Origin of the sequence: Bacillus sp. RB3, from assembly GCF_030164735.1 — a bacterium.
GTDB lineage: Bacteria > Bacillota > Bacilli > Bacillales > Bacillaceae_G > Bacillus_A > Bacillus_A cereus.
On the sequence record NZ_JASNGE010000007.1, the window covers coordinates 30,136 to 43,444 of the forward strand.

The following is a 13,309-nucleotide window of genomic DNA, read 5'->3' on the forward strand; positions in this document are numbered from 1 at the left end:
TTCTTCACAACTAGGGTGGTACCGCGATATTTTTGTCGTCCCTACGTATTTACGTAGGGGCGTTTTTTTATTATTAGGGAGGAAGTGAACGTATTAGAAAAGAGTATTGATAGAACAATATAAATACCGAATTGTAACAAAGAAAAAGAGATAGAGAGGAGATTAACAAATGAATTCACAGCAATGGACATCGAAATTAGGTTTCGTATTAGCTGCAGCAGGTTCGGCAATTGGTCTTGGGGCGATTTGGAAATTCCCATATATGGCCGGCATTGGAGGAGGCGGAGCGTTCTTCCTAATTTTCATCGGTTTCACATTATTAATTGGTTTACCGCTATTATTAGCTGAATTTGTTATTGGAAGAAGTACACAAAAAGAGGCTGTTGATGCATATAGAGAGATTGCTCCTAAAACGTTATGGCCTTGGTTAGGTAAATTAGGAATTGTAACATGTTTCATATTACTTTCTTTCTACAGTGTTGTAGGAGGCTGGATTTTATTATATTTATGGAATGCGATTACAGGTAGACTATGGGAAGGAAATGGAGCATACGAAGCTACGTTTGGTGAAATCATTTCCAATCCATATTTAGCAGTTGGATCACAGCTATTATTCATCCTTATTACTATTTTTATCGTAAGTAAAGGTGTACAAAATGGTGTTGAAAAAGTAAATAAATATTTCATGCCAGCACTATTCGTTTTATTCTTTGTATTAATCGTTCGTGCACTTACGTTAGATGGTGCTGGAGAAGGAGTTCGTTTCTTCTTACAACCTGATTTCTCACATGTAACATCAGAAGTTATTTTATACGCAATGGGGCAATCGTTCTTCTCATTATCTGTTGGGGTAGCCGTTATGGTAACGTATAGCTCATACTTACCGAAAGAAGAAAGCTTACCACGTTCAGCATTTTCTATCGTAGCCTTAACTCTTGTTATTACATTACTTGCAGGACTTGCAATTTTCCCAGTTGTGTTCGCATTTGGAATGGAACCATCTCAAGGACCGGGACTATTATTTATCGTATTGCCAGCTATTTTCAGTAAAATGGCATTCGGAAAATTATTCTTCATCGTTTTCTTATTATTATTCTTCTTCGCTACGATTACATCAGCAATTTCGATGTTAGAAATTAGTGTCGCATCGTTAACATCAAAAGGTAAAGGGAAACGTGAAAAAATGGCCTTAATCGTAGGGTTATTAATCTTCGTTGTTGGGGTACCATCAGCATTATCATTCGGTATATTAAGTGATCTGAAGATTTTCGGGAAGACAGTCTTTGATTTAGCGGACTATGCAGTAAGTAACGTATTAATGCCACTTGGTGTATTATTAGTTTCTATCTTTGTTCCTTTAAAAATGAAGAAAGATGTATTAATGAAAGAGCTAGGTGTAAGTAAAAATAAAGGTTATAAACTATTCGTATTATGGTTATTCTTACTTCGTTATATCGCACCAATTGCGATTATTATCGTATTCTTAAATGTACTTGGCATTATATAAAAAGAAAGGTAGCGTATCATACAAAGATACGCTACCTTTTTATTTTGCTCTTTTTTGCAATTCATTTACTGTTACGAACTGATAGCCCTTCTTAGATAAAATTTCGTGCTTTAAGAAGGGTGTGGATGCAAGGAGAAGGAATTTATCATATAATAAAATGCAAAAGGTATATTAGGAGGTGTTTATATGGCGATTATAATTCAATTGCCAGACACTGCAACGTCTCATGCAAAGCCAAGTATGGAAATGGCGATACTTTGCGTGAGGTAGACAAGTAATATACAATCGCCTATATGAGCTCGTATCATTTTTTATATTTGGCTTTGCACCTTATTGAAATGAACCATAAAAAATAAGGGGCGAGCAGAAATGAAATACGTAAAAGCTAATGCTGTTTTACCGGAGAGTTTAATTACTGAAATTCAAAAGTATATACAAGGTGAAACAATTTACATTCCGAAACAAGAAACGAAACATTATAAATGGGGTACACGATCTGGCGGAAGAAAACAATTAGATGAAAGAAATAAAGCAATTAAAGAAGCGTTTAAAAGTGGGATTGCTATTCATCAACTTGCAGAAGAATATTTTCTTTCTGGGGAAACGATTAAAAAGATTGTGTATTCTAAATAAGAGGAAAAGAGTCTGATTCATATATTACTTTGAATCAGACTCTTTTTGTTTTATATGTATTGGATATATGAAGTGTGAACGGGCATGATAATAGAAAAAATGTGCCGTTTTTTTATTAAATGCTATACAGAACATTTGAAGAGTAGAAAGGTGAACATATATGAATCATATTGGACAAATAACGATAGAGCTTTTAATTGGTTTTTTTGTTCTATTAATTGCTACAAAAATATTAGGGAAAACACAAATATCTCAGCTAACGCCCTTTGATTTTATTTCTGCAATCGTCCTAGGTGAGCTCGTTGGAAATTCAATATATGATCCTAAAATTAAAGTATGGTCTATTTTATATTCAGTATTTGTTTGGGTAATTTTAATTTATACTATTGAAGTGATAACACAAAAAGTAAGAGGGACAAGAAGGTTTTTTGAAGGATATCCTTCAATTATTATTCGTAATGGAAAGATTGATCGTGAACAATTAAGCGTAAATCATTTGGATATAAACCAATTACAACAAATGCTTAGGCAACAAAAAGATATATTTTCAATCCGAGAAGTTGAATATATGATATTGGAACCTAACGGAAACATAAGCGTTTTGAAAAAAAGTAAATACGAATCTCCTACTGTAAATGATTTAAGTTTAAAACATAAGCCTGTATACTTACCAATTTCATTAATTAGTGATGGAAAAGTAGTTAAGGATAATTTGAGGGAAGCGGGATTTGATGAAGGGTGGCTTTATAAACAAATAAAGCAAAAAGGAATTACTAAATTTGAAGACGTATTATATGCGGAATGGAAAACAGATGATGGCTTCTTTTGTCAGGAAATGCAGCGGTAGAGAATAAGTGATATATGTAATGTTTGTTTCTAAGTTATCTTTTACATATCAAAAAACGTAATCATTGTATACAATAAAACTAGATCAACAATTTGTATGGAGTGATAAAGATGGAAGCGTTTATTAGAAGTGATCAATATAATTTTATAAAATCACAAGCTTATATTTTAGCAAACGGGCATGCAACGGCAAATGATAGAGGTGTAATTCAAGCGTTAAAATCGCTTGCGATTGAAAAGATAATACATGTATTTGAGAATTTAACGGATGAACAGAAAGAGTTAATTGATACGGTATTAACAGTTCAAAATAGAGAAGATGCAGAATCATTTTTAATGAAAATAAATCCGTATGTAATTCCGTTTCAAGAAGTTACAGCACAAACATTAAAAAAGTTATTTCCTAAGGCGAAAAAGTTAAAACTTCCTGATATGGAAGAAATAGATATGAAAGAAATATCTTATTTAAGCTGGATTGATAAGGGATCAAGCAGGAAATTTATTATAGCGAAAAATGATAAAAATAAATTTGTTGGTCTGCAAGGAACGTTCCAAAGTTTAAATAAAAAAAGCATTTGTTCGTTATGTCATGGACATGAAGAAGTAGGAATGTTTTTAGTTGAAATTAAAGGCGATGTACCAGGAACTTTCGTTAAAAAGGGAAACTACATTTGCAAAGATGGTGTAGCTTGCAATCAGAATATGAAATCGCTAGATAAATTGAACGATTTTATTGAACGCTTGAAGAAATAACGAGAAAACCTCTAGTATTTAAACTGGAGGTTTTTATTTTTTGAAGAAGTAAAATAAGCTTTCTTTGTAAATGTAGATTTATAATGAAATTTGATAAAAATATCTATTATGATACAGTTGCTTATATGCAAGGAGGTAAAACATGGATTACCTTTTATCGAAAGAAAAAGTGAAGCGATGGCCTAAAGATATGATAGCGGTGGGGCGTTGTCATACAGTTGGCCTGAAATCGGATGGCACGGTAGTAGCGGTGGGCCGGAATAAAGAAGGGGAATGTAATGTAAGTGGCTGGCGAGATATTGAAGCAGTCGCAGTGGGCAATGTTCATATGGCAACGAACACGGGTAATGCTCATACAATCGGTCTTACATGTGACAGTACTGCGGTAGCAGTGGGGTGGAATAAGCATGAACAATGTGATGTAAACGATTGGCATAATATTGTAGCGGTTGCGGCAGGGTGGCGTCGTACTATTGGCCTGAAATCGGATGGCACGGTAGTAGCGGTGGGCCGAAATAAAGAAGGAGAATGCAATGTAAGCAGTTGGCAAGGTATTGTGGCAGTCACAGCGGGTGACTGGCATACAGTCGGTCTTAAATTGGACGGCACATTGACGACTGTGGGGAATAATCGATATGGTCAATGCAATGTAAGTAGCTGGCGAGGTATTGTAGCGGTCAAGGCTGGGTATCTTCATACTGTTGGTCTTAAACGAGACGGTACGGTGACAGCAGTGGGGAATGATAAACATAACCAGTGTGATGTAAGTGGCTGGCGAGATATTGTAGCAATAGCGGCTGGTACGAATCATACAATCGGACTTAAATCAAACGGTACCGTGGTGGCAGTGGGTTGGAATGAGTATGGTCAATGTAACGTAAGTGATTGGAGAGATATTGTAGCGATAGCGGCTGGTTGTGCACATACAGTCGGACTAAAATCAGACGGCACGGTGATCGCGGTAGGTAATAATGAATTTGGCCAATGCGATGTAGGTAGCTGGCGCGACATTCGGTTGCCTGGCAAATAGTCAATTTACAATAAATGATTAGTAATATTATTCTATTTTAGGAGTAATTATGGAATAGGATATGTAGAAAATAATTAAACTTAAATCTACTGAATAAGAATCTCTTTTGAAAAGGGATTCTTATTATTTTTCATAAAATGAGGGCCTAAATGGAATTTTTGAACAAACTATATTTCAAAATTACAGTAGAAGATATAAATAAAGTATAGAGGAGATAAAGGAATGCTTAAAAGGTTTTTGCTTTCTTTACCGGATGTTTTACTTATATGTATCGTTCTTTACATAACGTACACAAATTCTTTTAGCTTTGGACAAATGTTAGTAATTTCAATTGCAATCGGAATCATTGGTGGTCTTGTTATAAGGATTGGTAAGGATGTATTTATGTATATAAGGTGGACACTGAAACAGAGGAAATCTTGAATACGTTGTATTGCTATTAGGAGGAGATGAAATGACTAAGAAAAAGAGTAGAGTGAAAAATGAAGTAGCGCTTTGGGCATTAACAGCGGTTGTTCTCATCATTGTATGGTACTTTTATCAAAAATAAAAACGCATCGTATTAAAAAAGCACGATGCGTTTTTATTATTTTTTTTGCCAATTTTCTTTAATAAAGTCTTCACGACCAGATTCCTTTTGCTCAGTAGCATATTTCTCTGGATTCTTTTTATAGAAATGTTGGTGGTATTCCTCTGCTGCGTAAAAAGGTGCAGCAGGACGAATTTCAGTCACGATTGGATCTTTAAACATACCGCTTTCTGTAAGAGCTTGTTTTGATTTTTCAGCAAGCCCTTTTTGTGTTTCGTTATGATAAAAAATAGCGGTACGATAAGATGGACCACGGTCAAAAAATTGTCCGCCATCATCAGTTGGATCGATTTGTGGCCAATATAAGTCTAGTAATTTCTGATAAGGAAAAATAGAAGGATCGAATGTAATTTGAACAACTTCTAAATGTCCAGATGTTCCAGCTTTTACTTGTTCATATGTTGGGTTTTCTACATGACCTCCTGCATAGCCAGAAAGTACTTTATGAATACCAGGAAGTTCATCAAATGGTTTTACCATGCACCAAAAGCAACCGCCTGCGAAGGTTGCGAGTTCGTATGTTTTTTCGGACATTGCTGTAATCCTCCTAAATGTATATGTTTTATATAGTATTATATAAATTGTTTTATTGCGCAATAAAAAAGATTTGAAAATATATGTTTTTTATAAACAAGATCCTCCGCTCACATCAATTAATTGTCCAGTTACCCAGCGGCTGTCTGGAGAAGCAAGGAATGCAGCAGTATCGGCAATGTCTTCTACTTCACCTAAGCGATTGAAAGCGGAAATAGTAGTAGCGTACTGCTTCATCATCGGGTCGCTCAAGAGTTCTGCATTCATATCTGTTTTAATAAATCCTGGAAGTATTGCATTCACCGTTATTCCTCGTGCTCCAAGCTGTTTTGCTAGCGTAAAAGTCATTGTATTAATAGCGCCTTTCGTCATACTATATGCAACAAAATCAGGTAAAGAAATGCGGGTGGCAGCGGATGAAATATTAATAATTCGGCTATTGTCACGTAAACGTGGCAGTGCTTGTTGAATGATAAAGAATGGTGCTTTTGCATTTACTGAAAACATTCTATCAAAAAATTGTTCAGTCGTTTCTTCAATAAAAGCACCAGGACCAATGCCAGCATTGTTTATTAAAATATCAAATTGTGTTTCACCAGTGCGCTTTTGTAATTCAGTATCTAAAGCGTTATAAAGGTTTTCTACACCGTGTAAGGATTCTAAATTTGCGCCGATAGAAAAAGCTTGGCCACCATCTGATCGAATTTCATGAACAGTTTCTTCAGCGTCATCTTTTCGATTACCGTAATGAACAGCAACCAATGCACCGTCATTTGCTAAACGTTTAGCGATCGCTCGTCCAATTCCTCGGCTTGCTCCTGTAACTAACGCTACTTTCCCTTTTAACATAGTTTCCTCATCTCCTCATAAACTTTATAAGTTTTTCTTTATGTGGTAATGCAAACATACTTAAGTAATATATGAGTGTATATAAGTAATGCATTCCAATTTTGATTTGAGAAAAAATAAATAGAATGAATTTTGATTTTTTTGAGAAAACATGTTGACAACGAAAAGAACAACGTCCTATAATACGTGTAACAAATAAAAGTTAATTGAGAATTTTCTAACTTTATATGTTGTATATGCAAAGAAGAGGAAAGTAGATGATTATGATCGTTTCAGAGAGCTACTCCAAGGCTGTGAGGGTAGTAACAATCGAATCATTGAAGATCACCTCGGAGCATCGCTTGCGAAAGGGAAACTGAGTAGAGGGCGGCGGCATCGTCTCCGGTAAAAGGACGGAGGTCTGATTGGACCTACAAAGCTTATATTTCGTGAGAAGTATAAGGAAGCTGAGTGGTAACGCGAAACTCTCGCCTCAGCAATCAAAGCTACTAAATTGTAGTAGTTGATTGCTGAGGCGAGAGTTTTTATTTTTAAAAATAGAAGAAGAGAATGCGTAGAAGAGGAGAGTAAATGATAAAGATTGTTTCAGAGAGCTGCCCCGAGGCTGTGAGGGTGGTAACAATTCACTCATTGAAAATCACCTTGGAGCACTACTTTTGAAAACTAGTAAAAAGTAGCGGGGTTGTTCCCGATAGAAAAACAAAAGTCTAATTGGACTTGCAGAGCTTATATTTCGTGAGAAGTATAAGGAAGCTGAGTGGTACCACGATTCCCTCGTCTCAGCAATGGATTGCTACAAGTATGTAAGTAATCGATTGTTGAGACGAGTATATTTTTAAGGTTTATATACTGAATATTCTGTTAAAATTACTCATCTCAGCAATCGATGTAGAAATAGATTGCAAAAATAGAGAAAAAAGAGGAGCGATGTGAGATGGGAAACCAGTACATTTACATGAATGGGGAATTTGTAGAAAAAGAAAAGGCAGTTGTTTCAGTGTATGATCACGGTTTTTTATACGGAGACGGTGTATTTGAAGGAATTCGTAGTTACGGAGGAAATGTATTTTGTTTAAAAGAACATGTGAAACGATTGTATGAATCAGCGAAATCTATTTTACTAACAATTCCAATGACGGTAGAAGAAATGGAAGAAGCAGTTTTACATACACTCCAAAAAAATGAATACGCTGATGCTTATATTCGCTTAATTGTCTCAAGAGGAAAAGGTGACTTAGGACTCGATCCGAGAAGTTGTGTGAAGCCGAGCGTAATTATCATTGCAGAACAATTAAAGTTATTCCCACAAGAATTTTATGATAATGGGCTAAGCGTTGTATCTGTTGCATCAAGACGTAATACGCCAGACGCGTTAGATCCACGTATTAAGTCAATGAATTATTTAAATAACGTACTTGTAAAAATTGAGGCGGCACAAGCAGGAGTGTTAGAGGCTCTTATGTTAAATCAACAAGGATATGTTTGTGAAGGTTCTGGCGATAATGTTTTCGTTGTGAAAGATGGAAAAGTATTAACCCCGCCATCCTATTTAGGGGCATTAGAAGGTATTACGAGAAATAGTGTTATCGAGCTATGTGAACGACTGAGTATTCCGTGTGAGGAAAGACCATTCACTCGCCATGACGTATATGTAGCGGATGAAGTATTTTTAACAGGAACAGCAGCGGAGTTAATTCCAGTTGTAAAAGTTGATTCGAGAGAAATTGGAGATGGGAAACCAGGAAGTGTAACGAAACAATTGACCGAAGAATTTAAAAAATTAACGAGAGAAAGAGGAGTACGTGTTCCCGGGCTGACGGAAAGCTTAGCATAAATAAGGAGAGGAGTTAATTGAAATGAAGCAGCAGTATACAGCGTATGAGAAGTTACAGTGTGAAGAAATGACAGGCGCTGGGCACGTGATTCAAGGTTTGAAGAAATTGGGTGTAACGACCGTTTTCGGCTATCCAGGCGGAGCGATTTTACCAGTATACGATGCGTTATACGAAAGTGGTTTGAAACATGTTTTAACTCGTCATGAACAAGCTGCCATTCATGCGGCTGAAGGATATGCGAGAGCTTCTGGGAAGGTCGGGGTAGTCTTTGCTACCTCTGGCCCAGGGGCGACAAATTTAGTTACGGGCTTAGCAGACGCTTATATGGATTCGATTCCTTTAGTTGTCATTACCGGCCAAGTTGCAACGCCTTTAATTGGTAAAGATGGATTTCAAGAAGCGGATGTTGTCGGAATTACAGTACCTGTTACGAAGCATAATTACCAAGTTCGTGATGTAAATCATGTATCACGAATTGTGCAAGAAGCTTTTTACATCGCCAAAAGCGGACGACCGGGACCAGTATTAATCGATATTCCAAAAGATGTTCAAAATGCAAAAGTCACCAGTTTCTTTAATGAAGAAGTTGATATTCCGGGGTACAAACCAGAACTTGTACCAGACAGCATGAAACTTAGAGAGGTGGCTAAAGCAATTTCAAAATCAAAGCGTCCACTTCTTTATATTGGAGGAGGTGTCATTCATTCAGGTGGATCCGATGAACTCTTCGAATTCGCAAGGGAGAACCGTATTCCAGTCGTTTCAACTTTAATGGGACTTGGTGCATATCCACCGGGAGATCCATTGTTTCTAGGGATGCTTGGTATGCATGGGACATACGCTGCTAATATGGCGGTAACAGAATGTGATTTACTACTTGCATTAGGTGTTCGCTTCGATGATCGTGTAACAGGGAAATTAGAACTTTTTTCTCCGCACTCGAAAAAAGTACATATTGATATTGATCCTTCTGAGTTTCATAAAAATGTAACTGTAGAGCATCCGATTGTTGGTGATGTGAAAAAAGCGTTACACATGTTGTTACATATGTCTATTTATACACAAACAGATGAATGGCTTCAGAAAGTAAAGGCATGGAAAGAAGAATATCCACTTTCTTATAAGCAAAAAGAATCTGAGTTAAAACCACAGCATGTGATCAACTTAGTAAGTGAATTAACGAATGGTGAAGCGATTGTCACAACAGAAGTAGGACAGCATCAAATGTGGGCTGCTCACTTCTATAAAGCAAGAAAACCTCGGACGTTCCTTACCTCTGGAGGATTAGGAACAATGGGGTTTGGGTTCCCAGCGGCAATTGGTGCTCAGCTTGCAAAAGAAGAAGAACTCGTCGTTTGTATTGCAGGTGATGCTTCTTTTCAAATGAACATTCAAGAACTACAAACAATTGCTGAAAATAACATCCCTGTAAAAGTATTTATTATAAATAACAGATTTTTAGGGATGGTAAGGCAATGGCAAGAAATGTTTTATGAAAATCGTTTATCAGAGTCAAAAATTGGCTCACCAGATTTTGTGAAAGTGGCAGAAGCTTATGGAGTGAAGGGATTAAGGGCGACAAATTCAACAGAGGCGAAACAAGTGGTGTTAGAAGCATTTGCTCACGAAGGTCCTGTCGTAGTTGATTTTTGTGTAGAAGAAGGTGAAAACGTATTTCCGATGGTTCCGCCAAACAAAGGGAATAACGAAATGATTATGAAGAGGTGGGAAGAATGAGTCATACTTTTTCACTCGTTATTCATAACGAGCCAAGTGTCTTATTACGTATAAGTGGAATTTTTGCTCGGCGTGGCTATTATATTTCTTCTTTACATTTAAACGAAAGAGATACGAGTGGCGTTTCTGAAATGAAACTCACAGCAGTTTGTACTGAAAATGAAGCGACATTACTTGTTAGTCAGTTGAAAAAATTAATTGATGTACTGCAAGTAAATAAATTATAAGGGGTGTATGGAGTATGAAAACGTATTATGAGAAAGATGCAAATGTAGAGTTATTACAAGGGAAAACAGTTGCGGTAATTGGTTATGGATCTCAAGGGCATGCGCAGGCACAAAATTTACGTGATTCAGGTGTGGAAGTTGTAGTTGGTGTTAGACCTGGTAAATCGTATGAAGTAGCAAAAGCAGATGGATTTGAAGTAATGTCTGTTTCAGAAGTGGTTCGAACCGCACAAGTTGTACAAATGTTATTGCCAGATGAACAGCAAGCACATGTATATAAATCAGAAGTAGAAGAGAATCTCCGTGAAGGACAAATGTTACTTTTCTCACATGGATTTAACATTCACTTCGGCCAAATTAATCCGCCAAGTTACGTAGATGTAGCAATGGTTGCGCCAAAAAGTCCAGGTCATCTCGTTCGCCGTGTATATCAAGAAGGAAATGGTGTTCCGGCATTAGTCGCAGTGCATCAAGATGCGACGGGAACAGCGCTACATGTAGCATTAGCGTATGCAAAAGGTGTAGGTTGTACACGTGCGGGTGTAATTGAAACGACATTCCAAGAAGAAACCGAAACGGATTTATTCGGTGAGCAAGCTGTACTTTGCGGCGGGGTAACTGCACTTGTGAAGGCCGGGTTCGAAACGTTAACGGAAGGTGGATATCGTCCTGAAATTGCATACTTTGAATGTTTGCATGAATTAAAGCTAATTGTTGACTTAATGTACGAAGGTGGATTAACGAATATGCGCCATTCTATTTCAGATACGGCAGAATTTGGAGATTATGTAACAGGATCGAGAATTGTTACAGATGAAACGAAGAAGGAAATGAAGCGTGTTCTGACAGAAATTCAGCAAGGTGAATTTGCGAAGAAATGGATTTTAGAAAATCAAGCAGGGCGTCCGACGTATAACGCAATGAAAAAAGCAGAACAAAATCATCAATTAGAAAAAGTGGGAGCAGAGCTTCGTGAAATGATGAGTTGGATTCATGCACCGAAAGAATTAGTAAAGAAATAGAGTAAGAGAGTATAAATGAAAAATATGTAAGAGGGGATTTGACAAGATGAGAAGTGACATGATTAAAAAAGGTTTTGATAAAGCGCCGCACCGTAGTTTATTAAAAGCAACTGGTTTGAAAGATGAAGATTTTGATAAACCTTTCATAGCGATTTGTAATTCTTTTATTGAAATTATTCCAGGACATAAACACTTGAACGAGTTTGGGAAACTTGTAAAAGAGGCAGTTCGTGCGGCAGGTATGGTACCATTCGAATTCAATACAATTGGAGTTGACGATGGTATTGCGATGGGACATATCGGTATGCGTTATTCTCTTCCGAGTCGTGAAATAATTGCAGATTCAGTAGAAACGGTTGTAAATGCACACTGGTTTGACGGCATGATTTGTATTCCAAACTGTGACAAAATTACACCAGGTATGATGATGGCTGCACTACGTATTAATATTCCGACTGTGTTTGTTTCAGGCGGCCCAATGGCAGCAGGAAAAACATCTAAAGGAGAAGTTGTTGATCTGAGTTCCGTTTTTGAAGGAGTAGGAGCTTATCAATCTGGGAAAATTTCAGAAGAAGAATTAAAAGATATTGAAGATCATGGCTGTCCATCTTGTGGCTCTTGTTCGGGTATGTTTACCGCGAACTCTATGAATTGTTTATGTGAAGTGTTAGGTTTAGCTCTTCCTGGTAACGGAAGTATTTTAGCAATTGATCCAAGACGTGAAGAGTTAATTAAACAAGCAGCAGAGAAATTGAAAATTTTAATTGAAAGAGATATTAAACCAAGAGACATTGTAACGGAAGAAGCAATTGATGATGCGTTTGCGCTTGATATGGCGATGGGCGGTTCAACAAATACAGTGTTGCATACATTGGCGCTCGCGCAAGAGGCTGGATTAGATTACGATATGAACCGTATTGATGCCGTTTCAAGACGTGTACCACATTTATGTAAAGTAAGCCCTGCTTCCAATTGGCATATGGAAGATATTGATCGTGCGGGCGGGATTAGTGCAATTTTGAAAGAGATGAGCCGGAAAGAAGGAGTACTTCATCTTGATCGAATAACTGCTACTGGGCAAACATTAAGAGAAAATATTGCTGAGGCAGAGATTAAAGATAAGGAAGTTATTCACTCTCTTGAAAACCCTCATAGTGAGGAAGGAGGATTGCGTATATTAAAAGGCAACCTTGCGAAAGATGGAGCGGTTATTAAAAGCGGTGCAACAGAGGTAAAGCGTTTTGAAGGACCTTGCGTTATTTTTAATTCACAAGATGAGGCACTTGCTGGCATTATGCTTGGGAAAGTGAAAAAAGGAGATGTAGTTGTCATTCGTTATGAAGGACCAAGAGGTGGCCCTGGTATGCCAGAAATGTTAGCACCAACATCAGCAATTGCTGGAATGGGATTAGGTGCTGAGGTTGCATTATTAACGGATGGACGTTTCTCTGGAGCTTCACGTGGAATTTCAGTAGGACATATTTCACCAGAAGCAGCAGCTGGTGGAACGATCGCACTTCTTGAACAAGGGGATATTGTATGTATTGATGTTGAAGAACGCTTGCTAGAAGTAAGAGTGAGTAATGAAGAATTAGATAAGCGTAAAAAAGAATGGAAACGACCAGAACCGAAAGTGAAAACTGGCTGGCTTGGACGTTATGCACAAATGGTAACATCGGCGAATACAGGGGCTGTTCTGAAAATCCCACATTTTGATTGAGCCAATTTAAAAAAGATAAGGATGATA

Annotated in this window: 13 protein-coding genes and 1 other annotated feature; of the genes, 11 read left to right on the top strand and 2 right to left on the bottom strand. The window is 37.2% G+C overall.

Features of this window, described 5'->3' with window-relative positions; all coding sequences use genetic code 11:
- Positions 1–169 precede the first annotated feature (169 nt).
- The 6 genes from QO049_RS11625 to QO049_RS11650 all read left to right on the top strand — a co-directional run bounded on the left by QO049_RS11625 (position 170) and on the right by QO049_RS11650 (position 5,192).
- Positions 170–1,507: a sodium-dependent transporter gene (locus QO049_RS11625; RefSeq protein WP_001088187.1), complete on the top strand. Its 1,338-nt coding sequence runs from the start codon at positions 170–172 to the stop codon at positions 1,505–1,507.
- A 369-nt stretch (positions 1,508–1,876) separates the two neighbouring features.
- The gene (locus QO049_RS11630) at positions 1,877–2,140 is read left to right on the top strand and encodes a CD3324 family protein (protein WP_000878325.1); all 264 of its coding nucleotides are present in this window, start codon (positions 1,877–1,879) and stop codon (positions 2,138–2,140) included.
- Positions 2,141–2,300: 160 nt separating this feature from the next.
- A complete protein-coding gene (locus tag QO049_RS11635; protein ID WP_001015535.1) occupies positions 2,301–2,987 on the top strand; it encodes a DUF421 domain-containing protein in 687 nt (228 codons plus the stop codon).
- 110 nt (positions 2,988–3,097) lie between these two features.
- Positions 3,098–3,739: a FusB/FusC family EF-G-binding protein gene (locus QO049_RS11640; RefSeq protein WP_246962520.1), complete on the top strand. Its 642-nt coding sequence runs from the start codon at positions 3,098–3,100 to the stop codon at positions 3,737–3,739.
- 142 nt (positions 3,740–3,881) lie between these two features.
- Complete coding sequence (locus tag QO049_RS11645; protein ID WP_246962522.1) at positions 3,882–4,769, top strand: RCC1 domain-containing protein; 888 nt, start codon at positions 3,882–3,884, stop codon at positions 4,767–4,769.
- A 222-nt stretch (positions 4,770–4,991) separates the two neighbouring features.
- Entirely contained in the window at positions 4,992–5,192 is a 201-nt protein-coding gene (locus QO049_RS11650; protein WP_246962524.1) for a hypothetical protein, read from the top strand.
- Between the two features lie 163 nt (positions 5,193–5,355).
- Here QO049_RS11650 and msrA read toward each other — a convergent pair whose 3' ends face one another.
- Entirely contained in the window at positions 5,356–5,892 is a 537-nt protein-coding gene (msrA, locus tag QO049_RS11655; protein ID WP_001291887.1) for a peptide-methionine (S)-S-oxide reductase MsrA, read from the bottom strand.
- A gap of 90 nt (positions 5,893–5,982) precedes the next feature.
- Positions 5,983–6,741 carry an SDR family oxidoreductase gene (locus QO049_RS11660; RefSeq protein WP_000911808.1) on the bottom strand — a complete coding sequence of 253 codons (759 nt, stop codon included), beginning with the start codon at positions 6,739–6,741 and terminating at the stop codon, positions 5,983–5,985.
- Positions 6,742–7,286: 545 nt separating this feature from the next.
- Positions 7,287–7,526, top strand: a binding site (T-box leader).
- A gap of 149 nt (positions 7,527–7,675) precedes the next feature.
- Here QO049_RS11660 and ilvE point away from each other — a divergent pair.
- The 5 genes from ilvE to ilvD are packed head-to-tail and all read left to right on the top strand — an operon-like array spanning position 7,676 to position 13,282.
- A complete protein-coding gene (gene ilvE, locus QO049_RS11665) occupies positions 7,676–8,575 on the top strand; it encodes a branched-chain-amino-acid transaminase (RefSeq protein WP_000528156.1) in 900 nt (299 codons plus the stop codon).
- 22 nt (positions 8,576–8,597) lie between these two features.
- The gene (ilvB, locus tag QO049_RS11670) at positions 8,598–10,313 is read left to right on the top strand and encodes an acetolactate synthase large subunit (RefSeq protein ID WP_000813474.1); all 1,716 of its coding nucleotides are present in this window, start codon (positions 8,598–8,600) and stop codon (positions 10,311–10,313) included.
- Positions 10,310–10,540, top strand: a complete 231-nt coding sequence (locus tag QO049_RS11675) for an ACT domain-containing protein (protein WP_000019916.1) — start codon at positions 10,310–10,312, stop codon at positions 10,538–10,540. The genes ilvB and QO049_RS11675 overlap by 4 nt, the downstream gene beginning before the upstream one ends.
- Positions 10,541–10,554: 14 nt before the next feature.
- Positions 10,555–11,562 (top strand): ketol-acid reductoisomerase, encoded by a 1,008-nt coding sequence (gene ilvC / locus QO049_RS11680; protein ID WP_098878690.1) that lies wholly within the window; start codon positions 10,555–10,557, stop codon positions 11,560–11,562.
- A gap of 46 nt (positions 11,563–11,608) precedes the next feature.
- Positions 11,609–13,282, top strand: a complete 1,674-nt coding sequence (ilvD, locus tag QO049_RS11685; protein ID WP_001255818.1) for a dihydroxy-acid dehydratase — start codon at positions 11,609–11,611, stop codon at positions 13,280–13,282.
- The last annotated feature ends 27 nt before the right edge of the window (positions 13,283–13,309 follow it).

Excerpts from the sequence above, each read along its gene's own strand:
- QO049_RS11625 (WP_001088187.1), top strand. The coding sequence starts at position 170 with ATGAATTCACAGCAATGGACATCGAAATTAGGTTTCGTATTAGCTGCA.
- ilvC (WP_098878690.1), top strand. The coding sequence starts at position 10,555 with ATGAAAACGTATTATGAGAAAGATGCAAATGTAGAGTTATTACAAGGG.
- QO049_RS11640 (WP_246962520.1), top strand. The coding sequence starts at position 3,098 with ATGGAAGCGTTTATTAGAAGTGATCAATATAATTTTATAAAATCACAA.
- QO049_RS11635 (WP_001015535.1), top strand. The coding sequence starts at position 2,301 with ATGAATCATATTGGACAAATAACGATAGAGCTTTTAATTGGTTTTTTT.
- QO049_RS11675 (WP_000019916.1), top strand. The coding sequence starts at position 10,310 with ATGAGTCATACTTTTTCACTCGTTATTCATAACGAGCCAAGTGTCTTA.
- ilvE (WP_000528156.1), top strand. The coding sequence starts at position 7,676 with ATGGGAAACCAGTACATTTACATGAATGGGGAATTTGTAGAAAAAGAA.
- QO049_RS11650 (WP_246962524.1), top strand. The coding sequence starts at position 4,992 with ATGCTTAAAAGGTTTTTGCTTTCTTTACCGGATGTTTTACTTATATGT.
- ilvD (WP_001255818.1), top strand. The coding sequence starts at position 11,609 with ATGAGAAGTGACATGATTAAAAAAGGTTTTGATAAAGCGCCGCACCGT.
- QO049_RS11630 (WP_000878325.1), top strand. The coding sequence starts at position 1,877 with ATGAAATACGTAAAAGCTAATGCTGTTTTACCGGAGAGTTTAATTACT.
- msrA (WP_001291887.1), bottom strand. The coding sequence starts at position 5,892 with ATGTCCGAAAAAACATACGAACTCGCAACCTTCGCAGGCGGTTGCTTT.
- ilvB (WP_000813474.1), top strand. The coding sequence starts at position 8,598 with ATGAAGCAGCAGTATACAGCGTATGAGAAGTTACAGTGTGAAGAAATG.
- QO049_RS11660 (WP_000911808.1), bottom strand. The coding sequence starts at position 6,741 with ATGTTAAAAGGGAAAGTAGCGTTAGTTACAGGAGCAAGCCGAGGAATT.
- QO049_RS11645 (WP_246962522.1), top strand. The coding sequence starts at position 3,882 with ATGGATTACCTTTTATCGAAAGAAAAAGTGAAGCGATGGCCTAAAGAT.